Origin of the sequence: Streptomyces sp. NPDC058371, assembly GCF_042723265.1 — a bacterium.
GTDB lineage: Bacteria > Actinomycetota > Actinomycetes > Streptomycetales > Streptomycetaceae > Streptomyces.
In genome coordinates this window covers 1-25938 of the sequence record NZ_JBHXJC010000004.1, presented here as the reverse complement: position 1 = coordinate 25938, position 25938 = coordinate 1, and the positions used below count along the sequence as shown (strand labels likewise).

Annotated in this window: 28 protein-coding genes; 17 read left to right on the top strand and 11 right to left on the bottom strand. The window is 71.3% G+C overall.

Going from position 1 to position 25938, the window contains the following annotated elements; all coding sequences use genetic code 11:
• Positions 1-5 precede the first annotated feature (5 nt).
• The 6 genes from ACFWM2_RS14865 to ACFWM2_RS14840 all read left to right on the top strand — a co-directional run bounded on the left by ACFWM2_RS14865 (position 6) and on the right by ACFWM2_RS14840 (position 4760).
• Positions 6-545, top strand: coding sequence for a 2-oxo-4-hydroxy-4-carboxy-5-ureidoimidazoline decarboxylase (locus tag ACFWM2_RS14865; RefSeq protein ID WP_383278443.1), 540 nt, complete (start codon positions 6-8; stop codon positions 543-545).
• Positions 546-693: 148 nt separating this feature from the next.
• The gene (gene sdhC, locus ACFWM2_RS14860; protein WP_383278440.1) at positions 694-1074 is read left to right on the top strand and encodes a succinate dehydrogenase, cytochrome b556 subunit; all 381 of its coding nucleotides are present in this window, start codon (positions 694-696) and stop codon (positions 1072-1074) included.
• Between the two features lie 5 nt (positions 1075-1079).
• Entirely contained in the window at positions 1080-1574 is a 495-nt protein-coding gene (locus ACFWM2_RS14855; RefSeq protein WP_383278437.1) for a succinate dehydrogenase hydrophobic membrane anchor subunit, read from the top strand.
• Between the two features lie 19 nt (positions 1575-1593).
• Entirely contained in the window at positions 1594-3348 is a 1755-nt protein-coding gene (gene sdhA / locus ACFWM2_RS14850) for a succinate dehydrogenase flavoprotein subunit (RefSeq protein WP_383278434.1), read from the top strand.
• Entirely contained in the window at positions 3348-4127 is a 780-nt protein-coding gene (locus ACFWM2_RS14845; RefSeq protein WP_383278432.1) for a succinate dehydrogenase iron-sulfur subunit, read from the top strand. The genes sdhA and ACFWM2_RS14845 overlap by 1 nt, the downstream gene beginning before the upstream one ends.
• Positions 4128-4352: 225 nt before the next feature.
• Positions 4353-4760: a VOC family protein gene (locus tag ACFWM2_RS14840; RefSeq protein WP_383278429.1), complete on the top strand. Its 408-nt coding sequence runs from the start codon at positions 4353-4355 to the stop codon at positions 4758-4760.
• Between the two features lie 211 nt (positions 4761-4971).
• On the opposite strand, the gene ACFWM2_RS14835 is transcribed toward ACFWM2_RS14840, so the two are convergent.
• On the bottom strand, positions 4972-5985 hold the full coding sequence (locus ACFWM2_RS14835) for an aldo/keto reductase (RefSeq protein WP_383278426.1): 1014 nt from the start codon (positions 5983-5985) through the stop codon (positions 4972-4974).
• A 215-nt stretch (positions 5986-6200) separates the two neighbouring features.
• On the opposite strand from ACFWM2_RS14835, the gene ACFWM2_RS14830 reads away from it, so the two are divergent.
• The 3 genes from ACFWM2_RS14830 to ACFWM2_RS14820 are packed head-to-tail and all read left to right on the top strand — an operon-like array spanning position 6201 to position 7959.
• Positions 6201-6608: a hypothetical protein gene (locus ACFWM2_RS14830; RefSeq protein WP_383278423.1), complete on the top strand. Its 408-nt coding sequence runs from the start codon at positions 6201-6203 to the stop codon at positions 6606-6608.
• Positions 6605-7132 carry a thiol-disulfide oxidoreductase DCC family protein gene (locus tag ACFWM2_RS14825; protein WP_383278420.1) on the top strand — a complete coding sequence of 176 codons (528 nt, stop codon included), beginning with the start codon at positions 6605-6607 and terminating at the stop codon, positions 7130-7132. The genes ACFWM2_RS14830 and ACFWM2_RS14825 overlap by 4 nt, the downstream gene beginning before the upstream one ends.
• 11 nt (positions 7133-7143) lie before the next feature.
• Positions 7144-7959, top strand: a complete 816-nt coding sequence (locus ACFWM2_RS14820; RefSeq protein ID WP_383278417.1) for a TetR family transcriptional regulator — start codon at positions 7144-7146, stop codon at positions 7957-7959.
• A 28-nt stretch (positions 7960-7987) separates the two neighbouring features.
• Here the strand turns inward: ACFWM2_RS14820 and ACFWM2_RS14815 are convergent, their stop codons facing one another.
• Entirely contained in the window at positions 7988-10399 is a 2412-nt protein-coding gene (locus ACFWM2_RS14815; protein WP_383279729.1) for an MMPL family transporter, read from the bottom strand.
• 157 nt (positions 10400-10556) lie between these two features.
• On the opposite strand from ACFWM2_RS14815, the gene ACFWM2_RS14810 reads away from it, so the two are divergent.
• Together ACFWM2_RS14810 and ACFWM2_RS14805 are read left to right on the top strand one after the other, a co-directional pair.
• The gene (locus tag ACFWM2_RS14810; RefSeq protein ID WP_383278414.1) at positions 10557-11273 is read left to right on the top strand and encodes a response regulator transcription factor; all 717 of its coding nucleotides are present in this window, start codon (positions 10557-10559) and stop codon (positions 11271-11273) included.
• Complete coding sequence (locus ACFWM2_RS14805) at positions 11270-12736, top strand: ATP-binding protein (RefSeq protein ID WP_383278411.1); 1467 nt, start codon at positions 11270-11272, stop codon at positions 12734-12736. The genes ACFWM2_RS14810 and ACFWM2_RS14805 overlap by 4 nt, the downstream gene beginning before the upstream one ends.
• Positions 12737-12811: 75 nt before the next feature.
• Here ACFWM2_RS14805 and ACFWM2_RS14800 read toward each other — a convergent pair whose 3' ends face one another.
• Both ACFWM2_RS14800 and ACFWM2_RS14795 read right to left on the bottom strand, forming a co-directional pair.
• Positions 12812-13405, bottom strand: a complete 594-nt coding sequence (locus ACFWM2_RS14800; protein WP_383278408.1) for a substrate-binding domain-containing protein — start codon at positions 13403-13405, stop codon at positions 12812-12814.
• Between the two features lie 3 nt (positions 13406-13408).
• Entirely contained in the window at positions 13409-13717 is a 309-nt protein-coding gene (locus tag ACFWM2_RS14795; protein ID WP_383278405.1) for a LysR family transcriptional regulator, read from the bottom strand.
• A 96-nt stretch (positions 13718-13813) separates the two neighbouring features.
• Between ACFWM2_RS14795 and ACFWM2_RS14790 the strand changes: the two genes are divergently transcribed.
• The 3 genes from ACFWM2_RS14790 to ACFWM2_RS14780 are packed head-to-tail and all read left to right on the top strand — an operon-like array spanning position 13814 to position 16283.
• A complete protein-coding gene (locus ACFWM2_RS14790; RefSeq protein WP_383278402.1) occupies positions 13814-14689 on the top strand; it encodes an alpha/beta fold hydrolase in 876 nt (291 codons plus the stop codon).
• Positions 14686-15498 carry an LLM class flavin-dependent oxidoreductase gene (locus tag ACFWM2_RS14785; RefSeq protein WP_383278399.1) on the top strand — a complete coding sequence of 271 codons (813 nt, stop codon included), beginning with the start codon at positions 14686-14688 and terminating at the stop codon, positions 15496-15498. Before ACFWM2_RS14790 ends, ACFWM2_RS14785 begins: the two co-directional genes overlap by 4 nt.
• 14 nt (positions 15499-15512) lie before the next feature.
• Positions 15513-16283, top strand: a complete 771-nt coding sequence (locus ACFWM2_RS14780) for a class I SAM-dependent methyltransferase (RefSeq protein ID WP_383278396.1) — start codon at positions 15513-15515, stop codon at positions 16281-16283.
• A gap of 63 nt (positions 16284-16346) precedes the next feature.
• Here the strand turns inward: ACFWM2_RS14780 and ACFWM2_RS14775 are convergent, their stop codons facing one another.
• The 3 genes from ACFWM2_RS14775 to ACFWM2_RS14765 all read right to left on the bottom strand — a co-directional run bounded on the left by ACFWM2_RS14775 (position 16347) and on the right by ACFWM2_RS14765 (position 19181).
• Positions 16347-17402, bottom strand: coding sequence for an alpha/beta hydrolase (locus tag ACFWM2_RS14775; protein ID WP_383278393.1), 1056 nt, complete (start codon positions 17400-17402; stop codon positions 16347-16349).
• Between the two features lie 172 nt (positions 17403-17574).
• Entirely contained in the window at positions 17575-18876 is a 1302-nt protein-coding gene (locus tag ACFWM2_RS14770) for a metallophosphoesterase (protein ID WP_383278391.1), read from the bottom strand.
• A 62-nt stretch (positions 18877-18938) separates the two neighbouring features.
• The gene (locus tag ACFWM2_RS14765) at positions 18939-19181 is read right to left on the bottom strand and encodes an SCO4848 family membrane protein (protein WP_383278388.1); all 243 of its coding nucleotides are present in this window, start codon (positions 19179-19181) and stop codon (positions 18939-18941) included.
• A gap of 91 nt (positions 19182-19272) precedes the next feature.
• On the opposite strand from ACFWM2_RS14765, the gene ACFWM2_RS14760 reads away from it, so the two are divergent.
• Complete coding sequence (locus ACFWM2_RS14760) at positions 19273-20562, top strand: D-alanyl-D-alanine carboxypeptidase family protein (protein WP_383278385.1); 1290 nt, start codon at positions 19273-19275, stop codon at positions 20560-20562.
• Here ACFWM2_RS14760 and ACFWM2_RS14755 read toward each other — a convergent pair.
• From ACFWM2_RS14755 to ACFWM2_RS14740, 4 genes are read right to left on the bottom strand one after another with little or no spacing between them, the layout of a single operon-like run.
• A complete protein-coding gene (locus ACFWM2_RS14755; protein WP_383278382.1) occupies positions 20510-21430 on the bottom strand; it encodes a YihY/virulence factor BrkB family protein in 921 nt (306 codons plus the stop codon). The genes ACFWM2_RS14760 and ACFWM2_RS14755 overlap by 53 nt on opposite strands.
• Complete coding sequence (locus ACFWM2_RS14750; protein ID WP_383278379.1) at positions 21418-21960, bottom strand: GtrA family protein; 543 nt, start codon at positions 21958-21960, stop codon at positions 21418-21420. Before ACFWM2_RS14750 ends, ACFWM2_RS14755 begins: the two co-directional genes overlap by 13 nt.
• A complete protein-coding gene (locus ACFWM2_RS14745) occupies positions 21957-22898 on the bottom strand; it encodes a decaprenyl-phosphate phosphoribosyltransferase (RefSeq protein WP_383278376.1) in 942 nt (313 codons plus the stop codon). Before ACFWM2_RS14745 ends, ACFWM2_RS14750 begins: the two co-directional genes overlap by 4 nt.
• Positions 22895-23440, bottom strand: coding sequence for a phosphatase PAP2 family protein (locus tag ACFWM2_RS14740; protein ID WP_383278373.1), 546 nt, complete (start codon positions 23438-23440; stop codon positions 22895-22897). The genes ACFWM2_RS14745 and ACFWM2_RS14740 overlap by 4 nt, the downstream gene beginning before the upstream one ends.
• A 142-nt stretch (positions 23441-23582) precedes the next feature.
• Between ACFWM2_RS14740 and ACFWM2_RS14735 the strand changes: the two genes are divergently transcribed.
• Together ACFWM2_RS14735 and ACFWM2_RS14730 are read left to right on the top strand one after the other, a co-directional pair.
• Positions 23583-24956: an FAD-binding protein gene (locus tag ACFWM2_RS14735; RefSeq protein WP_383278370.1), complete on the top strand. Its 1374-nt coding sequence runs from the start codon at positions 23583-23585 to the stop codon at positions 24954-24956.
• Positions 24957-25033: 77 nt separating this feature from the next.
• On the top strand, positions 25034-25789 hold the full coding sequence (locus tag ACFWM2_RS14730; protein ID WP_383278367.1) for a decaprenylphospho-beta-D-erythro-pentofuranosid-2-ulose 2-reductase: 756 nt from the start codon (positions 25034-25036) through the stop codon (positions 25787-25789).
• The last annotated feature ends 149 nt before the right edge of the window (positions 25790-25938 follow it).

Sequence of the window (25938 nt, the reverse complement as noted above, 5' to 3'; positions counted from 1 at the left end):
TCCGTATGGAGCCGTTCAATTCCGCGCCCGGTGACGTCGTCGAGCGCGCGCTCCTCGCCTGCTGCCGCAGCCTCCGCTGGGCCCGGCGCCTGGCCGACCACCGGCCCTATCCCGACCTGGACGCGCTGCTCGCCGCCGCCGACGAGGCGGCGTACGACCTGACACCCGCCGACCTCGCCGAGGCGCTGGCCGGCGAGTCCCTCACGGTTCTCCCGGCCGGGGCCTACTCCGCCGCGCACACCGCGCTCAGCGCCGCGCACGCCGCGTACGAGAGCCGCTTCGGGCATGTCTTCGTGATCTGTGTGGACGACGTCGACCCGGAGGAGGCCCTCGACCAGGTGCTCGCCGGGATCCGCTCCCGGCTCACCAACGACCCCGAGGAGGAGCGGATCCTCGCGGCCGAGGAACTCCGGCGACTCGCCCGTGGCCGGATCACCCGTCTTGCACAGACGTTCGAGGGGCCTGTCGACCCGGCCTCCCCAGGCGCCACACGCCCGGAATCGGCCGATTCGGGGCGGCCTGATAGCCCGTACGTGCCTGTTTGATTGCCTGTTTGATCACACAGACGGGCCCGCTGTAAGCGTTCCGACAAGTCGTCGCTACGATGGCCGGGGCCGGTGGACCGTACCCGGCCGGGCCCGACCGACACAGAAGCCGGCGCGGCCCCAATCCCCGCTTTCGGAGGGTTCTTCCGTGCCGGCTGGAACGCTGTACCGCGGCCGGGAAGGAATGTGGTCCTGGGTGGCTCATCGAGTCACCGGCGTCCTCATCTTCTTCTTCCTGTTCGTACACGTGCTGGACACCGCTCTTGTCCGTGTCTCCCCCGAGGACTACGACAAGGTCGTGTCCACGTACAAGACCCCGATCGTCGCGCTGCTGGAGTACGGCCTCGTCGCCGCCATCCTCTTCCACGCGCTCAACGGCCTGCGCGTCATCGCCGTCGACTTCTGGTCGAAGGGCCCGCGCTACCAGAAGCAGATGCTCTGGTCCGTCGTCGGTATCTGGGTCGTGCTGATGGCCGGGGCGCTCTACCCCGTCCTGGGCCACGCCGCTCGTGTTGTCTTCGGGAGCTGACGCAGATGTCCACCACTGAATCCACCAGCGCTGCCGGTGTCGGCCCCGTCGAGGGCGCGGGCGAGTTCTCGGCGTACAGCGTCGACAACCCGGCCCCCTTCATCGAGGCCCCGCGGCAGCGCACCAAGAAGACCCCGAAGTCCACCCGTGGCAACTTCGAGATGTACGCCTGGCTCTTCATGCGCCTGTCCGGCATCGTCCTGGTCGTCCTGGTCCTCGGCCACCTGCTCATCCAGCTCGTCCTCGACGGCGGCGTCTCCAAGATCGGCTTCGCCTTCGTGGCCGGCCGCTGGGCGTCCCCGTGGTGGCAGGTCTGGGACCTCGCGATGCTCTGGCTCGCGATGCTGCACGGCGCCAACGGCCTGCGCACGGTCATCAACGACTACGCGGAGCGCGCGAACACCCGGCTGTGGCTCAAGGGCCTGCTCTACACCGCCACGGTGTTCACCATCCTGCTGGGCACGCTGGTGATCTTCACCTTCGACCCGAACATCCGCTAGGCACGGGGCTGCGAGAATCATGAAGATCCACAAGTACGACACCGTCATCGTCGGCGCCGGCGGCGCCGGTATGCGCGCCGCCATCGAGTCGACGAAGCGCAGCCGCACCGCCGTGCTGACGAAGCTGTACCCCACCCGCTCCCACACGGGCGCCGCGCAGGGCGGCATGGCCGCCGCGCTCGCCAACGTGGAGGAGGACAACTGGGAGTGGCACACCTTCGACACGATCAAGGGCGGCGACTACCTGGTCGACCAGGACGCCGCCGAGATCCTGGCGAAGGAGGCCATCGACTCCGTCCTCGACCTGGAGAAGATGGGCCTGCCGTTCAACCGCACCCCGGACGGCACCATCGACCAGCGCCGCTTCGGCGGTCACTCCCGCAACCACGGCGAGGCCCCGGTCCGCCGGTCCTGCTACGCCGCGGACCGCACCGGCCACATGATCCTCCAGACGCTGTACCAGAACTGCGTCAAGGAGGGCGTGGAGTTCTTCAACGAGTTCTACGTCCTCGACCAGCTGATCACCGAGGTCGACGGCGTCAAGCGCTCGGCGGGTGTGGTCGCGTACGAGCTGGCGACCGGCGAGATCCACGTCTTCCAGGCGAAGGCCGTGATCTACGCGTCCGGCGGCACCGGCAAGTTCTTCAAGGTGACGTCCAACGCGCACACGCTGACCGGCGACGGCCAGGCGGCGGTCTACCGCCGCGGCATCCCGCTGGAGGACATGGAGTTCTTCCAGTTCCACCCGACCGGCATCTGGCGCATGGGCATCCTGCTGACGGAGGGCGCCCGCGGTGAGGGCGGCATCCTCCGCAACAAGGACGGCGAGCGCTTCATGGAGAAGTACGCGCCGGTCATGAAGGACCTCGCGTCGCGTGACGTCGTCTCGCGCTCCATCTACACGGAGATCCGTGAGGGCCGCGGCTGCGGTCCCGAGGGCGACCACGTCTACCTCGACCTCACGCACCTCCCGCCGGAGCAGCTCGACGCCAAGCTCCCGGACATCACCGAGTTCGCCCGTACGTACCTCGGTATCGAGCCCTACACGGACCCGATCCCGATCCAGCCCACCGCGCACTACGCGATGGGCGGCATCCCGACGAACGTCCAGGGTGAGGTGCTCGCGGACAACACGACCGTGGTTCCCGGTCTGTACGCCGCCGGCGAGGTCGCCTGTGTCTCGGTGCACGGCGCCAACCGCCTGGGCACCAACTCGCTGCTGGACATCAACGTGTTCGGCAAGCGAGCCGGCATCGCCGCCGCCGAGTACTCGGTGAAGGCCGACTTCGTCGAGCTGCCGGCGGACCCGGCGTCGCTGGTCGAGGCGCAGGTCGAGCGGCTGCGCGACTCCACGGGCACGGAGCGGGTCGCCGCGCTGCGCCTGGAGCTGCAGGAGTGCATGGACGCCAACGTGATGGTGTTCCGCACCGAGCAGACGATCAAGACAGCGGTCGAGAAGATCGCCGAGCTGCGCGAGCGCTACCTGAACGTCTCGATCCAGGACAAGGGCCGGCGGTTCAACACCGACCTCCTGGAGGCCATCGAGCTGGGCAACCTGCTCGACCTCGCCGAGGTCATGGCCACCTCCGCACTCGCCCGCAAGGAGTCGCGCGGTGGTCACTACCGCGAGGACTACCCCAACCGCGACGACGTCAACTTCATGCGCCACACCATGGCGTACCGCGAGGTCGGCGACGACGGCACCGAGTCCATCCGTCTCGACTACAAGCCGGTCGTCCAGACCCGCTACCAGCCGATGGAGCGTAAGTACTGATGGCTACCCCGACCCTGGACAAGGCGGACAAGGCTGACCAGCCGGAGCCCGGCTTCGCCGACTCCCCGTACATCACCGTCACGTTCCGCGTCCGCCGGTTCAACCCGGAGGTCGCGGCCGAGGCGATCTGGGAAGACTTCCAGCTGGAGATCGACCCCAAGGAGCGCGTCCTCGACGGGCTGCACAAGATCAAGTGGGAGCTGGACGGATCGCTCACGTTCCGCCGGTCCTGCGCGCACGGCATCTGCGGCTCGGACGCCATGCGGATCAACGGCAAGAACCGCCTTGCCTGCAAGACGCTGATCAAGGACATCAACCCCGAGAAGCCGATCACGGTCGAGCCCATCAAGGGTCTGACGGTCCTGAAGGACCTCGTGGTCGACATGGACCCGTTCTTCCAGGCGTACCGCGACGTGATGCCCTTCCTCATCACGAAGGACACCAACGAGCCGACGCGCGAGCGACTGCAGACCGCCGAGGACCGTGAGCGTTTCGACGACACGACGAAGTGCATCCTCTGCGCCGCCTGCACCTCCTCGTGCCCGGTGTTCTGGAACGACGGCCAGTACTTCGGTCCGGCCGCGATCGTCAACGCCCACCGCTTCATCTTCGACTCGCGTGACGAGGCCGGCGAGCAGCGGCTGGAGATCCTCAACGACAAGGACGGCGTGTGGCGTTGCCGCACGACGTTCAACTGCACGGACGCCTGCCCTCGCGGTATCGAGGTCACGAAGGCGATCCAGGAGGTCAAGCGAGCGCTGATCACGCGCCGCTTCTGATCCCCTGCACGGAGCCGTGCGTTCCGTACGGCGAGGTGGGCCCCGTTCCCGGTTTCAGGCCGGGGGCGGGGCCCATTTCCGTGCCCGCGGCGCCGTACCCTCGGCGCGGCCGCCTCTGTTCGTTCTGAGGGCAGGCACGCGCCGGCGGCAACCCCGCCGCTGCCACACGGGTGACCCCGCGGCCGGGTCCCCGGCCGCGCGCAGATGACGTTCTAACCTGATGGCATGTCAGATGACGAGTCGTACGAGCTGCTCGGTTTCGACAATGTGCTGCTGCCGGTCGGTGATCTCGGCGAGGCGGTTGCCTGGTACGAGCGTGCCGGGTTTCCCGTCGGATTCCGGCTCGACGAGGCCGGGATCGCCGTGCTGAAGGTGGGCAAGGAGACGCCGGGGGTGCTGCTGCGGCTGGACGAGGAGCTGAGTCACCGGCCGCCGCCGTGGGCCTCGCCGCGAGTGTGGCTGGAGGTCAGGGACGCCAGGGCCACGGCCGACGCCCTGACCACCGCGGGCATCCGCCCCCTCGACGAGCCGTTCTCCACGGCCACCGGCTGGACCGTCGAGGTCGCCGACCCGTGGGGCAACATCGTCGGGTTCACGGACTACTCCAAGCGGCCGGAGCTGCGCCGGGTCTGAGGCCGGATCCGGGCCGAAGGAAGCACCCGGGCATCACCCGTATTCAGACCCGGGCCGAGGCAAGCACCCGGGCATCACCCGTATTCAGACCCGGGCCGAGGGAAGCACCCGGGCCGAAGGATGCACCGGGCAGCCCGTCGGCCGGCGGCACCCGGAGGAGGCCGAGTTCCGGGTGCCGTGTCCGGAGACCGCGACCGCGACCGCGTCCCCGCTACCGGCGACGCCTCAGCGACGCGTCCGAGAGCGCCGGGTTCTCCACGAAGTAGTTGTCGGCCCGGTTCAGGTCCGTGCCGGGCGGGACGATGGCGTCGATGCGGTCCAGGACGTCGGCGCCGAGCGTGACGTCGGCGCCGGCCAGCAGATCGGTGAGCTGGTCCATCGTGCGCGGGCCGATGATGGCCGAGGTGACGGCCGGGTGGGTGCGTACGAACGCCAGGGCCAGGTGCGGCAGGGTCAGTCCCGCGTCCGCCGCCACCTTCTTCAGCTCGGCGACCGCGTCCAGCTTCGCCGCGTTGCCCGGCAGGGACGGGTCGAACTTGTTCTTCTCCATGGCCGCCCGGCCGCTCGCCGACAGGTCCCGCCCGGACAGCCAGCCGGCGCTGAGCGGCCCCCAGGTCAGCGTGCCCATGCCGTACTTCTGCGCGGTGGGCAGGATCGTGCCCTCGACCCCGCGCGCCAGGATCGAGTACGGCGGCTGCTCGGTGCGGAAGCGGACGTGCCCCCGCCGCTCGGCGACCCACTGGGCCTCCACGATCTGCTCGGCCGGGAAGGAGGACGAGCCGATGGCCCGCACCTTGCCCGACCGCACGAGGTCGGACAGAGCCGAAAGGGTCTCGTCGATGTCCGTCAGCGGATCGGGGCGGTGCATCTGGTAGAGGTCGATGTAGTCCGTGTCCAGGCGCCGGAGGCTGTCCTCGACGGCCCGCACGATGTAGCGACGGGAGCCGCCGGCCTGGTTGGCGTCCTCCCCCATGGCCGACCGGAACTTGGTGGCCAGCACGACGCTCCCCCGGCGGTCCTTGAGCGCCTTGCCGACGATCTCCTCGGACTCACCGGCGCTGTAGATGTCGGCGGTGTCCACGAAGTTGATGCCGGCGTCCAGGGCCGCGTGGACGATCCGTACGGCGTCGTCGTGGTCCGGGTTGCCCCACGGCCCGAACATCATCGCGCCGAGCGCGTACTCACTGACCGAGATGCCGGTGCCGCCGAGAGTCCTGCGCTTCATGGGGATCCAGCCTCCTGGGAGTTCGCGTGGTTCATGCACCCACCCTGCAACCCTCCTCGCATCCGCGCACTCGCACCACCCCTCCGTATCCATCACCACTTGAACGCGTTCAAAAACAGGTCTACAGTCATGCCCAGAAGCTTTTGAACGCGTTCAAGAAGCGCTTCGAGGGCATGGTGAGACCCCCGTGCGGGGGTTTCCGAAAGGGGTGGGTCATGGATCTGACGGTCGTCGCGTACGTCGTGTATCTGGTGGTCAGCGTCTCGCTGACGGTGTGGGTGGCTCGGACGCTGAGCCAGAACGGGCGGGTCTTCCTCTCCGACGTACTGCACGGGAACGAGAAGCTGGCGGACGCCGTGAACCACCTGCTGGTGGTCGGCTTCTATCTCGTCAACCTCGGGTTCGTCGCGCTGTATCTGAGTGGGGACAGCGACATCGAGAACACCCGGGAGGTGTTCGAGGCCCTGTCGACCAAGCTCGGGGTGGTGCTGCTGGTGCTCGGCGTCATGCACCTGGGGAACGTCTTCGTGCTCAACAAGATCCGGCGCCGGGGTGTCATGGAGCGCGAGCAGCTGCCGCCCGTCGCGCCCCAGGACTGGGTCGCCCCGTCGGCCGGGGCGTGAACACCGTGACCCGGACGGCCACCGGTGCCGGCCCGGACCGGGACGCCCCGCGCGTCCCGGTCCGCGGGCTCACGGTTCTCTACGACGCGCAGTGCTCGCTGTGCACCTTCCTGCGCGACTGGCTGGTGAAGCAGCGGCAACTGGTGCCGCTGCGGCTCGTGCCGGCGGGCTCCGCGGAGGCGCGGGCCCGCTTCCCGGGGCTCACCCACCGGGCCACCCTCGACGAGATCACCGTCGTCGGAGACGCCGGCCAGGTCTACCGCGGCTCCGCCGCCTGGATCGTCTGCCTCTGGGCGCTGCGCGAACACCGGCCACTCGCCCACCGGCTGAGCACCCCGGCCGGGGCCCGGCTCGCCAGGGGGGCGATGCTGGCGGCGGCCAAGTGGCGGCAGACGCAGCAGCCCAGGCCCGCCGGCTGGGGCGGCGGCTCCTACTACAACGGTGACGGCTGGTCGTACGACCCGCAGTCCGGGTGGGTCTTCACACCTCCCGGCTGTGACGGCGGCACCTGCGCCACTCGTTAGGCTCTGTTCCCGTGCCAGCACCGAACGAGGACAGCCCCGACGCGGGCCGGGAAACCGGCCCCGAGACCAGCTCCGACACCGGCCCCGGCGCCGGCTCGGACAAGAGCCCGGCCAAGAGCGAGCAGACCCGTGCCCTGATCCTGGAGACCGCCCTCAGGCTGTTCCAGGAGCGGGGGTACGACAAGACGACCATGCGGGCCATCGCCAAGGAGGCCGGGGTCTCCGTCGGCAACGCGTACTACTACTTCGCCGGCAAGGAACACCTGATCCAGGGCTTCTACGACCGGATCGGCGCCGAGCACCAGGTGGCGGTCCGGCCGGTCCTGGCCCGCGAGAAGGACCTGGAGGCGCGGCTCGCCGGGGTGCTGAAGGTGTGGCTGGACGTGGCGGAGCCGTACCACGAGTTCGCCGCCCAGTTCTTCAAGAACGCCGCCGACCCGGACAGCCCGCTCAGCCCCTTCTCGGCCGAGTCGAAGGGCCCGCGCGAGGAGTCCATCGCCCTGCACCGCGAGGTGCTGGCCGGGTCCAAGTCGAAGGTGCCGGACGAACTCCGGGAGGTGCTGCCGGAGTTGATGTGGCTCTCCCAGATGGGGCTCGTCCTGTACTGGGTCTTCGACCGGACGGAGGGCCGCGAGCGCAGTTACCGGCTCGCCGAGCGCGGCGCGCGACTCACCGCGCGGGGCGTCTCCCTGGCCCGTTTCCGCGTACTGCGCCCGCTCGTCCACGAGGTGCACGAGCTGTTCACGGACTTCCTGCCGGGCATGACGAAGATGCTGCCGGACCCGGCGGGCAAGGGGCGGGACCGGACGGACGGGACGCCCGAGTGAAGAGGCCGTCCCGCCCGGTCCCACACCTCTAGCGGACCGCGTCCGCCTCGTCCGACGAGGTCAGCTCCACGTCGTACACCAGTGGTTCCCCGCTCACCAGCACATGGCGTGCGCGGGATCCGTGCGAGGGGGCCGTCGCCGCCAGCAGATACGTCCCCGGGGCCGGCACCGAGACGATGTACGAGCCGTCGGCCAGCGAGGTCACCCGGTCCAGCTGGCGCCCGCCCTTGGACAGCAGGGTGATGACCGCCCCGTCGACCGGGTCGCCCTCGGGGCCGCGGACGAAGCCGTGCACGACCGTCGCCGCTGTCCCGGCGGCCGGCGCCACGGGCTCCGGCTCCTCCCGCGGCTCCACCGCCAGATGCGGCAGCCGCTTCTCGAGACCGGCCGGCAGCCACCAGTTGGAGCGCCCGAGCAGATGCATCGCGGCCGGCACCAGCGCCGTACGGAGGATGAAGGCGTCGAGTGCGACCGCCGCCGCGAGTCCGATGCCCGCCATCGCGCCCTCCGTGTCGCCGCTCAGGACGAACGCGGAGAACACGCAGATCATGATCAGGGCCGCGCAGTTGATGACCCGGCTCGTCTCCGCGAGGCCGACGCGGACCGCCCGGGCGTTGTCCTTGGTGTGCACCCACTCCTCGTGCATCCGGCTCACCAGGAACACCTGGTAGTCCATCGACAGGCCGAAGAGGAGGGAGAGCATGATCACCGGGAGGAAGGAGGTGATCGGGCCCTCCTTGCCGAAGCCCATGGCCTCCGCTCCCCAGCCCCACTGGAAGACCGCGACCAGGACGCCGAAGGAGGCGGCCGCCGCGATCAGGTTCATCAGGGCCGCCGTCAGCGGGACGACGAGGGAGCGGAAGGCGACGAGCAGCAGCAGGAAGCCGAGCGCGATGATCGTCGCGACGAAGTACGGCAGCCGGTCACCCGTCACGGCGGCGAAGTCCTTGAAGACCGCCGTCACTCCGCCCACGTGGGCCTGGGTGCCCGACGCGGGGATCACCTCGTCGCGCAGGCGGTCGATCAGCTGGTCGGTCCGCTCGGACTGCGGTGACGTGGTGGGCACGACCTGGACGACGGTGATCCCGTTCGCGGGCGGGGCCGCGGCCACCTGCGCCACCCCCTCGGTGGACTTGATGGCCGACACCAGTCCGCTCGCGTCGCCCCGCTCCACGACCACCTGGAGCGGCCCGTTGAAGCCCGGTCCGAAACCCTCGGCGAGCAGGTCGTACGCCTGCCGTGTCGTCGTGGAGGTGGGCTGGTTGCCCTGGTCGCTGGTGCCCAGGCGCAGCGAGAGGACGGGGATGGCCAGCACGGCCATCACCACGACCGCCATCAGGGCGGTCGAGCGCGGACGCCGTTGGACGTACGCCGACCAGCGCGCCGCGAGGCCGCTCGACTCCTGCGACTCCGGCCCCGTCTCGGCGAGCCGGCGGCGCTGGCGGCGGCTGAGCACCTTGGTGCCGAGCAGTCCGAGGAGCGCGGGCAGCAGGGTGGTCGCCGCCAGGACGCTCAGGACCACGGTCAGCGAGGTCGCGATGACCACGCCGTCCAGGAAGCGCAGGTTCATCACCAGCATGCCGGCGAGGGCGATGCACACCGTGCCGCCGGCGAACAGCACGGCCCGGCCGGCGGTGTTGAGCGCGGTGACCGCCGCGTCCTCCGGCGCCGCGCCGCGCAGGATGCCGCGCCGGTGCCGGGTGACGATGAAGAGCGCGTAGTCGATGCCGACGCCCAGACCGATCAATGAGCCGAGCAGCGGGGCGACTTCGGGCACGTCGGTCACATGGCTGAGCAGTGTCGTCGACATCAGGCCGGAGCCGACGCCGGCGATCGCGATGACGATCGGCAGCACCATCGCGAACAGCGAACCGAAGGCGAGGAAGAGGACCACGGCCGCGGCCGCGATCCCGACGACCTCGGCGGTCCCGGTGGGCGGCTCCTGGATCCTGGTGATCGCCTGGCCGCCCAACTCGACCTGGAGTCCGGCGCGTTCGGCGCCGTGGGCGGTGTGGACGACGTCCTGCACCGTCTCCTTGGGCACACCGTTCGCCTGCTCGGTGAAGGTGATCCGGGCGTAGGCGATCCGCCCGTTCTCGCTGATCTGCGCCGCGCCCTGGGCACCGGCGTACGGGTCGGTGACCTCACCGACCCCCTTCATCCCGCCGATCTTCTCGAGCGCGGGCTCGATCCGGGACCGTACGGACTCGTCCCGTACGGATCCGCCGTCCACCTTCCAGACCACCGTGTCGGTGTCGCCCGAGCTCTGCGGGAAGGCCTTCTTCATCAGGTCGGTCGCGGTCGTGGAGTCCGTGTCCGGGAGGGAGAAGACGTTCGAGTAGTCGGTCCCGGCGGCCGAACCGGCCGCCCCCAGACCGAACAGGGCCCCCACCCACAGCAACAGGACCACCAGCCGGTGCCGGTAGCACCACCGTGCCAATGTCGTCACGCTCAACGCTCCTTCATCGGTTCCCCCGGGTCCTGAAACCCAGGATCCCGGCGGGCCCCGGCGCGGGGACACGACGCGCCCATGACTCTCAAGGAACTCCAAAGCGGCAACCGCCCGCAGCGCCGACAGGTGTGCGGATACTGGGCACATGACCGGTCACGAAGGTGCGTCCGCGGCGGGCCACGAGGGGGCCACCGTCCTTGTCGTCGAGGACGAGCCGAGCATCGCGGACGTGCTGGCCATCGCCCTGCGCTACCACCGGTTCGCGGTGATGACCGCGGGCACCGTCCGCGACGCGCTGGCCCTCGCCGAGCGCACCCGCCCGGACGCGGCACTGCTCGACGTGATGCTCCCGGACGGCGACGGCCGCGCGCTCGGCCGTGAACTGCGCACGCGACAGCCGGACTTGGCGCTGGTCTTCCTCACCGCGCGGGACGCGCCCGCCGAGATCGTCGGCGCGCTCGGCTTCGGCGACGACTACATCACCAAGCCGTTCAACATCGACGAGGTGGTCGCCCGGATCACGGCCGTGCTGCGCCGCACCCGCGTCGCCGACGTCCTGCCGCAGCTCCCGCCACTGCGTTACGGCGATCTGGAGCTGGACGAGACGACGTACTGCGTCCACCGCGCGGGCCGCAGTGTGGAGCTCACGCCGACCGAGTACGCACTGCTGCGCTTCCTGGTGCGCAACGGCGGCCGGATCGTGCCCAAGGAGCAACTCCTGCGCCATGTCTGGCAGTACGAGCACACCCCGCCCGAGTCGACCGTCGTGGAGACCTACATCAGCTATCTGCGCCGCAAGCTCGACGCCCTGGGCGCCCCCGTGATCACCACCCGGCGGGGCGTCGGATACGGGCTCGCGTGAGCGTCCGGCACCCGCGCCGCCGGCACGGGATCCACTCCCTGCGCGGCCAGCTCACGCTGGCGAACGTGGGGCTGCTGGCGCTGGGCATCATCGTGGCGACGGCCGTGAGCCTGATGGGCATGCGGCACTATCTGCTCGGCCAGGTCGACGCCGGGCTGCTCAAGACGCGTGCATCACTGAGCAGTTCAGGGCTCACCCTGCGGCAGATCGACTCGCTGACCACGCTGGCCGTCGTCCGCGACCGGTTCGTAGCGCCCACGGACGAGCCGCCGAAGCCGGACTCGATCTTCACCATGGTCGACGGCGACGGGAAGGCCGTCGCCATCGGCGGCTTCACGCCGACGCGCAACCAACGTGCCCTGGCCGCCGCGGTGGACGACGAGCGGGCCCTCGCCGCGGACCCGGAACCGCACGACGTCACCGTGCGCGGGGTCCCCTACCGGGTGACCGCGATCCGGCTCGCGGACGGCCCCTACGTGCTGCTCGCCAACTCGACCGACGCGCTGCACAAGGGCATCGCCGCGGCCCTCAAACTCGATCTGGCCATCGGCAACCTGCTGTTGGCGCTGCTCGCGGTCCTGACGATGTTCAGCGTGCGCCGCCGGATGCGGCCGCTGGAGGACATGGTGGAGACCTCGTCGGCCATCGCCGAGGGCGACCTGACCCGTCGTGTCCCCTCCAGCCACCATCCCACCCAGGAGGTCGAGCAGCTGCGGCTGGCCCTCAACTCCATGCTCCAGCAGGTCGAGTCGGCCCACCGGACCCGCGAACGCAGCGCGGCCCAGCTGCGCCGCTTCGTCGGGGACGCCTCGCACGAGCTGCGCACCCCGCTGTCGGCGATCCGTGGCTACCTCCAGCTGTACGACAAGGGGATGCTGCGCGAACCGGCCGAACGCAAGCGCGCCTGGGAGCGGATGAACGCCGAGGCCGACCGCATGGGCCGGCTGGTCGACGAACTCCTGACCCTGGCCCGTCTGGACCAGCGGCCCGAACTGCGCTTCAGGAGCGTCGACTTGAGCGCGCTGGTGCGGGACGCGGCCGCGGATCTGCGGGCCCAGCAGCCCGGCCGCCCGGTGACCGTGGGCGCCGACGGCACGCTCCTGGTGAGCGCGGACGAGTCGGGACTGCGCCAGATCCTCGGCAACCTCGTGGCCAACGTACGCACGCACACGCCCGCCGATGTCCCGGTGCGGCTCGGCCTGGAGCGCGCGGACGGCGTCGTACGGCTGTGTGTCGCGGACGAGGGTCCGGGGCTGGCCGAGGACGACGCGGCCCGCATCTTCGACCGCTTCTTCCGCGCGGGCGGCGGCGCGGGCAGCGGCCTCGGCATGGCCATCGTGCTGGGTGTGGTGACGGCCCACGGCGGCGAGGTGGCGGTGCGCACGGCACCGGGCGAGGGGCTGGCGGTGACGGTGACCCTGCCGGCGCGAACGCTCGGTGCGCAGCGGGACGCGGGCCGGTGAGCGCCTGGAGCCCGTCTGCCGGATCACTGTCGCGGCGTCCAGATCTCTCATGAGGCCAGGGGAGACCGGCCGGCATCAAGCACTGGCCGGCGGCGGCGCAAGTTCGGCCGCGACCTCGACGGCGATTTCGACGGCCCGGGCGGCGAGTGGTGAGTGGATGCGTCCGGCCCGCCAGTGCAGGTAAATCTCCCGCAGCGGCAGGGACGGCCGTAGCTCGTGGATGCGGAGCCTGTCGTCGGACGGGACGTCGGCACCGCGGACGGCGAGCCAGGGCAGCACCGCCGATCCCAGACCGGCTCGCACCATCGACAACAGGGTGTCGTTGACCGCGGTGCGGAACACGATCTGCGGACGGGCGCCGCTGCGGGCGACCGCCTGCTCCATCAAGGGCTGGTCGCAGGTCAGCGGCCAGGCCACCATCGGTGCGCCGTCGAGCCGCTCCAGCGGGACCGGCCCCTCGGGGAAGGTCCCGGCGCGTGCCACCAGCAGGTACGGATCGTCGAGCAGCTTGCGGTGCTCCACGTCCCCGTCGATGCGGCCGTCGTAGAACAGCAGGTCGAGGTCACCGATCCGCGGCTGCTCCGGCTCCTCCTCGGACAACCTGATGTCGCACCCGGGGTGCTCGTCCCGCAGCCGGCGTACGACCGACGGCAGGATCACGTTGGACACGCTCTAGAACGTGCCGATGTCGATCCGGCCGTCTCCCGCCTTGAACCGGTCCACGGCGTCGGCCAATGCCTCCGCCTTCGCCAGCAGTGCGCGGCCCTGGTCCAGGACCACGGAGCCGAGCGGGGTGAGCCGCACCGGCCTGGGGCCGCCCGGCCGCTCGAACACCGGGCCGTCGACGGCCCTCTCCAACGCGGCGATCTGTTGGCTCACCGTCGACTGGGTGTACCCGAGCCGGGCGGCCGCCCGGCCGAACGAGCCCTCCTCGACGATGGCGGCCAGCGCCGCCAGATGGCGCAGCTCGACGTTGCTCACGTCTTCCAGCGTACCGAGGTCCATTGGCGTGAGCGATCGAATCAATCGGAAATCATCGCTTTTCACAATGGAGTCGCGGGTTCTAGCGTGCCGGATATGACCTCACCTCAATCGCACGGCGAGCAACTGCTCGGGATCAACGGCGTCGAGCTGGGTGCCGAGACCTTCGGAGACCGCGCGGCTCCGGCGATCATGCTGGTCGCCGGGTCGGCCGCCTCGATGCTGTGGTGGGACGCCGACCTGTGCGAACGGATCGCCGCCCGCGGCCGGTTCGTGGTCCGGTACGACCAGCGGGACACCGGCCGGTCGACCTGCTACCCGCCGGGACAGCCGGCCTACTCGGTCACGGACCTGGCCCTCGACGTGCTCGGCATCCAGGACGCCTTGGGCATCGAGCGCGCCCATGTGGTCTGTCAGTCGATGTTCGGCGGGATCGGACTCATCCTCGGGGTGGACCATCCCGACCGGGTCGCGTCGCTGACGTTCGTCTCGACCTCGACCGGTGCCGACGGCCTGCCGCCACCGTCGAGCGACCTGGCCATGGCGCCCGAGCCGGACTCCTCCGACACGGCCGCGGTCGTCGAGTACGTGGTCGCCGGCGCGAGGGCGTACGCCGGTGGCTCGCCGTACTTCGACGAGGCCGCCATCCGAGCGCTGGTCGCCCGTGACGTGGCGCGCGCCAGGAGCTACCCGTCGACTCTGGTCAACCACTACGCCATCGAGCTCGACGGGCCGGCGCGAGGCGGCTTCGGCGACATCGCGGCGCCGACGCTCGTGGTCCACGGCGACCACGACCCACTGCTGCCGCTGCCGCACGGCGAGGCGCTGCGCGACGCGATCCCCGGTGCGGAGCTGCTGGTCCTCAAGGGGGCCGGACATGACCTGCCGAGGGCGGTGTGGGACGACTTCGTGTCGGCTCTGGTGCAGCACACGGAACCTCCGGTGCGGCACACGGAAGGAGGTCGCTCGTGAACCGGCTGCGGTCGGCGCTCTGGCTGCCGCTCTTCGACGACCTCGCCGACCCGCGGATGGTCGCGCGCCTCGCCGCCGACGCGGAGGAAGCCGGGTGGGACGGCTGCTTCGTGTGGGATCAGCTGTGCTGGCGGGCGCCGGTCCGGCAGGTCGCCGACCCGTGGATCGCACTGGCGGCGACCGCGACCGCGACCGAGCGGATCCGGCTCGGCCCGATGGTGTCGGTGCTTCCCCGTCGACGGCCGACCAAGGTCGCGCGGGAGAGCGCGACACTCGATCGGCTCAGCGCCGGCCGCCTCACCCTCGGCGTCGGCCTCGGCAGCGACCGGTTCGCCGGCGAGCTGTCCAGGACCGGCGAGGAACTCGACGACCGGCGGCGCGGGCGGATGCTCGACGAGTCCTTGGCGATCCTGGCCGCCGCCTGGTCGGGCGAGCCGGTGCGCCATCGCGGCGAGCACTACACCGTCGACGACATCGCGTTCCTGCCGCGGCCGGTTCAGCGGCCGGGCGTGCCGGTGTGGGCCGCCGGATTCCCGGGCAACGCCAAGCCGGTCCGCCGTGCCGCACGGCTCGACGGCTTCTTCCCGGCCAATCTCGAGCACCCGGACCAGCTCGCCGACGTCGTCGGCACCCTCACCGGACTGCGCCATGGCGGGATGGCCTCGTACGACATCGCCGTCGGGCTGCCGCTCGGCGTCGATCCCGGGCCGTACGCGCGAGCCGGCGCGACGTGGTGGCTGCCAGAGTTGGACCCGGGTGTACGGCTCGACACCGTGCAAGGCGTACTCCGCGACGGCCCCGCGGCGTGAAGGAGGCGAGCGCATTGTTCGACTACGACTCGGAGCTCGTCCGCTATCAGGAGCGGCTCTGGGAGGCCCTCGACATCCGACCCGGCGACCGCGTCCTCGACATCGGCTGCGGCACCGGCCGGACCACCCGGGAAGCGGCCCGGGCCGCGTCGCCGGGTACCGCGCTCGGCATCGACGTCTCGGGCCCGATGCTGGCGCGGGCCCGCCGAGAGGCCGAGTCGGAGGGCCTCCGCAATGTCGAATTCGTACAGGCCGATGCCCAGGCCCATGTCTTCCCGCCGGAGCATTTCAGTCTGGGTGTCAGTCGGTTCGGCACGATGTTCTTCGCCGACCCGGTCGCCGCGTTCGCCAACATCGGGCAGGCCCTGCGTCCGGGTGCGCGCTTCGTGCAGCTGGTCTGGCAGGCCGCCGACCGTCAGGAGTGGCATGCCGCGATCCGGGCGGCGCTCGGCCGGGGGCACGCGTCACCGACGTCGGGCCCGGCGGCCGACGACCCCTTCACGCTGGCCGATCCGCAGGTCGTGGCCGGCGCCCTGACCGCGGCCGGCTTCACAGCGGTGGACGTCGCCGACGTACGCGAGCCCGTCTCCTACGGCCCGGACGCCGACCGCGCGCGTGCTGCCGTACTCCAGCTGTGGATGGCGAAGGAACTGCTCACCGATCTCGATGCCGAGTCCGCCGAGCGCGCACTCGACCGGCTCGGCGCGACGCTCGACGCGCACGACACCGGCGACGGCGTGTGGTTCGACTCCCGCGCCTGGCTGGTCACCGCGCGCCGGCGTTGACCACCTGCGCGATCCGCGCACGCACGCCCCGGCGCCCCGGCGCCGTACCGGATCGCCGGAGGTTCATGCGCGGGCGAGCCAGGTGGCCAGGTGGTCGACGGCCTGGAGGCCGTCGGGCTCGGTCGGCCGGTCGAGGGAACGGTGGGCCGCACCGTCGAGTCGGTGCAGGACGGTGGTGACGCCGGCTGCTTCGAGCTGGTCCGCGAATCGCTCGGCGGACGTGCGCAGGGTGTCGTTCTCGCAGGCGAGGACGAGTGTCGGGGGGTGGTTTTCGGGCGGCGTGGCTTCACCGGCGAAGGCGTGTGGGTCGAGCAGGTGCTCCGGGCCTGCGTAGTTGACGCACATGTCCGCTATCCAGTCGAGCGGGAGGCAGGCGTTCTGCGTGGCCTCGCGGACAGCGGCGAGGGCGAGGGGGTCCCATTCCGGCAGTCGGCCGTGCACCAGGGGGTAGGCCAGCAGCAGACTGGCGGGCAGCGGGCCGCTGGTGTCGAGCAGCACACGAGTGGTGGCGGCGGCGAGGTTGCCGCCCGCACTCGCACCGCCGAGGTGAAGGCGCTCGGGTGGCACGCCGAGACTCTCGGCGCTGTGTTCCACCGCCCAGTGCCAGCCGGTGCGGACGTCGTCGCCGGGGGCGGGGTGGCGCACGCCGTTGAGTGCCTTGCGGTAGTCGAGGGCCAGGACGGGGGTGCCGCGGGCCGCGAGCGTGCGGGCGACCCAGTCCGACTCGGGCATGTCGAGGCCGCCCGCGACGAACGCGCCCCCGGAGACCCAGACCAGCGCCGCGCGGGCCGGGAGCCCGGCGGCGCGGTACAGGCGGGCGCGTATCTGCTGGGGACCCAGCTTCAGCGGACTTACGGCTACGGCGTCCAGCTCGGGAGAACGGCTCACCGGCGCGGCGGGATCGAGTTCGCCCATGACGATGCCGGCAGCGGGCCCGGCCGCCTCCAGGAAGCGCACGAAGTCGGCGAACGGCGGCACCTTGGCCGTACTCCCCTGTGCTCCGCGGCGGGCGGCACGGCGCAGCGCCGCGTCGGGAAGAAGGCGCACGGCGTGACCGGCCAGCGCCCAGCGCAGACGCCCGCGGCCGGGGCGGGAAACGGCGACACGGCGCTTGTACAAGGACACTCCTCTGCCGGCCGGCGGTGCTGCGCCGCCTTCTGATCCGGTCCCGAGAGTCTCGGCGAGCAGGGCATGTCTGTCCACGTCGGACGCATACGGATTGCCTATCGGCGGCGCCGGAAATCCCTATGGGTCACCGGCGGAGCCGGCTTGCCGGGACCCATGCCGGCGCTCAGGCCTGCCTGGACGCCAGTTCCACGACGGTGATGTCGGACGGCGCGCCCACGCGCACCGGTGGCCCCCAGGCGCCGGCCCCGCGCGAGACGTACAGCTGGGTGTCGCCGTACCGCTCCAGTCCGGCGACCGTGGGGTTGGCGAGCTCGGCGAGGTAGTTGCCCGGCCAGAGCTGGCCGCCGTGCGTGTGGCCGGACAGCTGGAGGTCGACGCCGTGCCTGACGGCCTCGTGGATCTGGACCGGCTGATGGGCGAGGAGCACGCACGCGCGTGCCGGGTCCCGGTCGTCGAGCGCCTTGGCGAAGTCGGGGCCCTGCCCCTCGCTCTCGCCCTGTACGTCGTTCACCCCGGCCAGATCGAATCCGGCCAGCTCGGTCCGCGCGTTCTCCAGGGGGTGCAGGCCCAGTTCCCGTACCTCGCGGACCCATTGCTCGGCGCCGGAGTAGTACTCGTGGTTGCCCGTGACGAAGTAGGAGCCGTGGCGCGCGGAGAGCCGGGCGAGCGGTGCGGCGGCCGGGCCGAGGTCCTTGACGCTGCCGTCGACGAGGTCCCCGACGACCGCGATGAGGTCGGGCTGGGTCGCGTTGATGGTGTCGACGACCCGTTGGCAGAAGTCCCGGCCGAGCAGCGGCCCGAGGTGGATGTCGCTGACCACCGCGATCCGGAACCCGTGCGCGGACCGCGGCAGCTTGGCCAGCGGCACGGTGACGCGCTTGACGGAGGGCCCGCGCAGGACGCCGTACGCGCCGTATCCGACGGTGCCCACAGCGGCGGCGGCCGCGGCCCCGCCGACGACCCGGGAGACGAAGAGCCGCCGGGACGGACCGGCGGACGTGGGGGGCGCGTCGGAATCCGCGGGCGCCGCAGCGTGCGGGGACGCCACGGGGTGCGCCGGCTCCGCCGGTTCGGGGCGGGCCGCCGCGGAGGTGCCGGCACCCGCGGGTACCGGCACCACCTCCCGTACGGCGGCCGCGGTCGTCCCGCGATCCGTCAGCCGTCGCACCAGCGGCCGGACGAGCTCGGCCGCCGCCAGCGCGAGCAGGAGGTAGATCGACAGCGCCATCCACAGGAACCCGGGCCAGCCCAGCACCTGCTGGAGCCAGAAGGGCGCCCCGGCGCGCTCGGTGGCCACGGCGGCGAACATCAGCACGGGCCCCGCGACGACCGCCGCCGTGCCGGCCCGGCGGCCGAGTCCGGGCCCGCGCGTCGTGTCGCGGACCAGGCGGCGCCACACGTACCAGTGCAGGGCGCCGAACGCGGCCAGGACGGCCAGCCCGATCAGCACGTAGACGATGACCATGACGCCGTAACCCCCGCGGTCCTGGATGTCTCTTCAGTGGCAAACGCCCGACCAGCGGGACCTTATGACGCGTGGCGCAATGCGCGCAGCCCGCGCAACCCGATGCCCCCGACGATCGTCCCCAAGACAAAGGAGACGACGGCCAGGGCGAGATGCACCCAGAAGTACGCCGTAGGGTCGCCCGCGTCGTCGAAGGCGAGCCCGCTGCCGTCCTTGACGAGATTTTTGACGAAAGTGATCCAGATGATCCAGCTCCACACCCCGAAGGCGAGCAGGAACCAGGAGACGGGGCGGCTGAGCTTCATGCGTTCAGTATCGCCGCCGTCGAGCGGACACCGCGGCCGGGGTGGGGAGGGCGGCGCGACTTCCCGCCCGGAGCCCTGTACTTTCTCGACCGTGCCCGCCTCGAAAAAGACCGCCAGGCGCCGCCTGCCGGTCACTTCCGCCGCCCTCCTGTCGTTCTCGCTGTCGCTCTCCCTCGCGGCCCCCGCCTTCGCGGACGCGAGCCCGACGGCCACCCCCTCGACGCCCCCCTCGGCCACACCCCCGGCGAACATGTCGACCGTCGGCGGCGCCCGGCTCGGCCAGGCCGGGACCCAGGTCAACCTCGGCAGCGGCGCCCCGGTGCTCCCGAAGGACATCACCGCGCGCTCCTGGATCGTCTCCGACGCCGAGACGGGCGATGTCCTGGCCGCGCACAACGCGCACTGGCGGCTGCCCCCGGCGAGCACCCTGAAGATGCTCTTCGCCGACACGGTGCTGCCGAAGTTCCCCAAGGACCAGAAGCACAAGGTCGAGGTCTCCGACCTCGCGGGCATCGGAAGCGGCTCCAGCACGGTCGGGATACAGGAGGGCGAGACGTACACAGTCCACGACCTGTGGCTCGGCGTCTTCCTGCGCTCCGGCAACGACGCGGTGCACGTCCTGTCCGCGATGAACCAGGGTGTCGACCGGACCGTCCAGGACATGCAGGCGCACGCGGACGAACTACAGGCCCTGGACACCCACGTGGTCACCCCGGACGGCTACGACGAGGCGGGCCAGGTGTCGTCGGCGTACGACCTGACGCTGATCGCCCGCTCGGGGATGCAGAAGAAGGACTTCCGGGAGTACTGCAAGACGGTGCGGGCGACGTTCCCCGGCAAGACGACGAAGAACACGAAGGGCAAGGAGACCCGCGGGTCCTTCGAGATCCAGAACACCAACCGGCTGCTGGCCGGTGACAGCGATGTCACTCCGTACCAGGGCATCGCGGGCGTGAAGAACGGCAACACGTCCAACGCGGGAGCCACCTTCACGGGCGTCGCGGAGCGCAACGGCAAGGTCCTGCTGGTCACCGTGATGAACCCGGCGAAGGACGAGCACAACGAGGTCTACAAGGAGACCGCCCGTCTCTTCGACTGGGGCTTCCAGGCGGCCGGCAAGGTCGAGCCGGTGGGCGAGCTGGTGCCGCCGAAGGGCGCCGACACGACGGCGCAGCCGGGCGGGACCGCCTCCGGCTCCGCCGAGAGCCGGCAGTCCGGCAAGCCGGTGGCGGCCTCCTCCGCCGACAAGGGCGGTTCGAGCGGGATCGGGATCGCCCTGGCCGTGACGGGCGGGCTCCTGGTGCTGCTCGCGGCGGGCGTCTTCCTGGTCAACCGCCGGTGGCCGGTGCCGGATCTGGTGCGTCGCCGGACGCGTCGCTGACCTCCGGGCCGGCCTCCGCCTCGAAGCTCTGCGTCGCCGTCCAGGAGGCGCAGAACAGCACCAGTTTCGAGGTGAAGTTGATCCACAGCAGCAGCGCGACGGGCACCCCGAAGGCGCCGTACATGCTCTTCGCCGCGACCCCCTGGATGTAGCCGCTGAGCAGCAGCTTGAGCAGCTCGAATCCGACGGCGCCGACCAGCGCGGCGACCAGCAGCCGGTGCCGGGCCGGCTCGACGCCCGGCAGCAGGGTCAGCACGTACAGCAGCAGCAGGAAGTCGGCGAGTACGGCGACGAGGAACGCGGCGAGGCGCAGCAGGGCGCTGCCCCAGCCGCCCTTGTCCAGGCCGAGTTGATCGGCGGCCCAGCCCACCAGGGCGGAGGCCACGGTGGACGCGGCGATGGTGAGGAGGACGGCCCCGCCCAGGCCGATGAGCACCCCGCCGTCCTTCAGCTTGCGCAGCAGGGGGTTCTCGTCGGAGTCGTCCAGCTCCCAGACCGCGCGCAGGCACTCCCGCATCGAGCCGACCCAGCCGATGCCCGTGAACAGCAGCAGGGCACCGGCGATGACACCGACCGTGCCCGCGTTCTGGACCAGGCCGCTGATGTCGAGCTGGTCGGAGATGCCGGGGATCTGCTCGGCGATCTTGTCCTGCAGCTCCTGCTGACGGCTGGAACTGAGCGTCGCCGCGGCGATCGCGGCGGCGACCGTGAGCAACGGGAAGAGCGCCACGAAGCTGATGAACGTCATCGCGGCGGCGAGCCGCGTCCACTTCACCCGGTCCAGCCGCTCGTACGACCGCCACGCGTGCGTTTCCATCAGCCGCGCGACGAGCGGGCCGATCCCCGGGAGCTTCTTCAGCCAGTCCATGATCCGTCTCTGCCCTCGCCTCGGAAAACCAATGTCCGTGTACCCCAAAAGCGCAGCACGGTGGCGAGCGCCATGCCGATTCCCGCTCCCGACACGGTGTCCGCGCGCTGCGAGGTGAAGCCGAGGCCGTAGTGGCTGACGGCGAGACACAGCAGCTGGACGAGGGCGCCCGCGACGTTCACCGCGAAGAAGATCCCGTACTGCCGCAGGCCCCGCGTCGCCGTGTGCCGGTACGTCCCGAGCGCGTTGCCCGCGTACGCCACCGAGCACCCCGCCACGAAGGAGAGCGCCTTGGCGGTCAGCGGGTCGAGGCCCACGGGACCGCGCAGCCAGACGAAGAGCCCGAGATCGACGGCGTAGGCGAGACCGCCGGTGGCGGCGAAGCCGAGGAGCTCCCGGGCGAACCGTGTCCGTCCGGTGGGGCCCGCCGGCTCCGGTGCCCGCCCGGTGGGGCCCGCCGGCCGGCCCGTGGCGAGGGGCTCGACGGGGCTCGGCGGCGGGCCGCTCGTGGGCCGTTGGGCGAGGCTCACCAGTTCGCCACGGCGAGGGCGTACATCGCCACCCACACCACACCGATCACCGCGAGCGCGCGGTCGCGCAGGACCACGTCCTCGGGCTCGCCCGCCGTGCCCCGGTCGGCGAAGACGGCGTACCGCAGGATCGCGAGGATGAAGGCGATCATCGACAGCTGCCGCCACGGCAGCACGCTGGTGCTCGGCACGCCGCCCTCCTCCAGGGCCCACAGGCAGTAGCCGAGAACGGCGACACCGGCCGCCAGCTGCCAGACGAAACGGAGGTAGCCGGTCGTGTACTCGGTGAGCAACGCGCGCGTGGCGCCCGCTTTTCCGGCCATCTGCACGGCCTCCGAGTAGCGCTTCGCGGAGACCATGAACAGCGCCCCGAAGCCCGTGGTGATCAGGAACCAGCGCGACAGCGGAATGCCGAGGGCCAGCCCGCCGATCATCGCCCGCATCAGGAACCCGGTCGTGACGACCACGAGGTCGACGACCAGCACATGCTTCAGGCTGACGCAGTACGCCAGTTGCATGCCGAGGTAGGCGGTCAGCAGCGCCGAGGTGAACGGCGAGCACAGCCAGGCGGCGACTACCGGGGCGAGCACCGCGAGGGCGCCTCCGACGGCGTACGCGAGCGGGACGGGGACCTGACCCGCGGCGACCGGTCGGTGCCGTTTGACCGGATGGGCGCGGTCCGCCTCGGCGTCCCGCGCGTCGTTGACCAGATAGACGGCGGCGGCGCAGGCCGTGAACAGGACGAAGACGAGCGCGAGTTGGCTGAGCGCATGGCGCGAGAAGAGCTGGCCCGCCGCCGCCGGGGCGGCCACGACCAGGACGTTCTTCACCCACTGACGGGGGCGAGCGGTCCTGAGCAGGCCGAGGGCGACGCTGCCGCGTCCCGGCACCACCGGGGTGGCGCTGCGGGGTTCGAGTACCGCCGTGCGCTCGGTCATCGGGCAGCTCCCATCCAGCGGGCGCCCAGCCGGGCGGTCAGGGCGCCCAGGGCCGCGCCCGCGGCGACGTCCGAGGGGTAGTGCACGCCGACGACCAGCCGCGAGACGCACATCGCGGCGGCCAGCGGCAGCACCACGGGCGCGCCGAGCGCTCCGAACGCGACCGCCGCGGCCGCCGCCGACGTGGCGTGCGAACTGGGGAAGGAGTGCCGGCCCGCGGTGCGGACCAGGGGCTGGACGTGCCCTGGGCGGGGGCGCCGGACCAGCCGTTTCACACCCATGCTGGTCAGGTGCGCGGTGGCGGTCAGTGCCGTGCCCCGCAGCCAGGGGCCGCGCCGGTCCCGGTCGACGGCGGCCCCGACGAGCCCTGCCGTGAGCCACAACGCGCCGTGCTCCCCCGTCCAGGACAGGGCTCGCGCGACGGCCGCCACGCGCGGATCCGCCCCGCACGCGTGGAGTGCCGACAGCAGCCGACGGTCCATGTCGTCGATCCGACGGTCCATTTCGTCAATCCGACGGTCCATGTCGTCAATGTCGTCCATGTGATCTCACTCTTCTAGGTACACAGCCCAGAATTACGGCAATCTTGGACGACATCCCATTAATCACCCATTTCGGTGAGGACCCGTGAGGGTCAGGGAGATTGAGACGTTATGCACCCTTACCGGCGATACGGTCACGAGCATGCCTTCCCACACCGTCTCCGTCACCGGTTGGGGCCGCACCGCCCCGACCACCGCCCGTCTGGTCCGCCCGCGCAGCTACGAGGAGGCGGTCGCCGCCGTCCGGGAGTGCGGGGCGCGCGGCGGCATCGCGCGGGGACTCGGGCGGGCGTACGGGGACGCCGCGCAGAACGCGGGCGGGGCCGTGCTCGACATGACGGGCCTGGACCGTGTCCACGTGATCGACGCGGCGCCCGCCGTGGCGGACGGCTCGGCGGGCGGCACCGTGCTGTGCGACGCGGGGGTGAGCCTGCACCGGCTGATGGAAGTCCTGCTCCCGCTCGGCTGGTTCGTGCCCGTCACGCCCGGCACCCGCTACGTCACCGTCGGCGGGGCGATCGGCGCCGACATCCACGGCAAGAACCACCACGTGTCCGGGTCCTTCTCCCGCCACGTCGTCTCCTTCGAACTGCTCACCGCCGACGGCGAGATCCGTACCGTGCACCGCGGCACGCCCCTCTTCGACGCCACGACCGGCGGCATGGGCCTGACCGGCGTGATCCTCACGGCGACCGTGCGGCTCCAGCCCGTCGAGACCTCGCTGATGTCCGTCGACACGGAACGCGCCGCCGACCTCGACGACTTGATGGCCCGCCTCACCGCCACGGATCACCGCTACCGGTACTCCGTCGCCTGGATCGACCTGCTCGCCCGCGGCGCGGCCATGGGGCGCTCGGTGCTGACGCGCGGCGACCACGCGCCCCTGGCCGCGCTGCCCGCACGCGCGCGCCGGCACCCGCTGGAGTTCCGTCCCGGCCGGTTTCCGGCCGCGCCCTCCTTCGCACCGGAGGGACTTCTCGGCCGGACGACCGTGGGCCTCTTCAACGAACTCTGGTACCGGAAGGCGCCCCGTGCGCGCACGGGTGAGCTGCAGAAGATCTCGACCTTCTTCCATCCGCTCGACGGGGTTCCGCACTGGAACCGTGTCTACGGGCGCGGCGGTTTCGTGCAGTACCAGTTCGTCGTCGGACACGGCCACGAAGAGGCCCTCCGGCGGATCGTGGGGCGCATCTCCGGGCGCCGGTGCCCGTCCTTCCTCGCCGTCCTCAAGCGGTTCGGGGCCGGCGACCCGGGCTGGCTGTCCTTTCCCGTGCCCGGCTGGACCCTCGCCCTGGACATCCCCGCCAACCTGCCCGGCCTCGGTGCCTTCCTCGACGAGCTGGACGACGAGGTCGCCGGCGCCGACGGGCGCGTCTACCTCGCCAAGGACTCCCGGCTGCGGCCCGAGCTGCTGGACGGGATGTATCCCCGGCTGGGCGAATTCCGGCAACTGCGGGCCGAGTTGGATCCCCGGGGGGTCTTCGCCTCGGATCTCTCGCGGCGGCTTGGGATTTAGCCAGTCAATGTGGTTTCGATCAAAGGGCCTTCAGAAGAGCACGTCTTCCGATGCAGGCCCCTAGGAGTGTGGTTTTGATGAAGGACGCCTTCGGTCTCCCCCAGTCCCTGCTGATCCTCGGCGGTACGTCCGAGATCGCGCTGGCCACCGCGCGCCGGCTGATCGCCCGCCGTACGCGCACGGTGTGGCTCGCCGCCCGGCCCTCCCCCGCCCTGGACGCGGCGGCGGCGCACCTGCGCGGGCTCGGCGCGGACGTCCGTACCGTCGCGTTCGACGCGCTCGACCCCGAGTCCCATGAGACCGTGCTCGGCAAGGTCTTCGCCGAGGGCGACATCGACATGGTGCTGCTCGCCTTCGGTGTCCTCGGTGACCAGGCCCGGGACGAGAAGGAACCGGTGTCAGCGGTGCGGGTCGCCCAGACCAACTACACGGGAGCGGTCTCCGCGGGGCTGGTGAGCGCACGGGCGCTCCAGGCGCAGGGCCACGGCTCGCTCGTCGTCCTGTCGTCCGTCGCGGGCGAGCGCGCTCGGCGCTCCAACTTCATCTACGGCTCCAGCAAGGCCGGGCTCGACGCGTTCGCACAGGGTCTGGGCGACGCGCTGCACGGGACGGGGGTGCACGTCATGGTCGTACGTCCCGGATTCGTCCGTACGAGGATGACGGCCGGTCTGACGGAGGCGCCGTTGGCGACCACTCCGGAGGCGGTGGCCGCCGCGATCGAGACGGGGCTGCGGCGGCGCTCGGAGACGGTGTGGGTACCGGGTGCCCTGCGCCTGGTCATGTCGGCCCTCCGCCACACTCCCCGGTCCGTCTTCCGCCGCCTGCCGGTCTGACCGCGCCGCGCGCTGTGCACCGGTGGGTGGGTCGGGTCCGTGCCGGTACATCCGCCCGTCGCCCTACCGGCTGTGCTGTCTTCTGGGGGCGCTCGCTTGTCCGTCCTCACGCATGGCGACGGGCATTTGATGTACCGGCACGGCCCCTT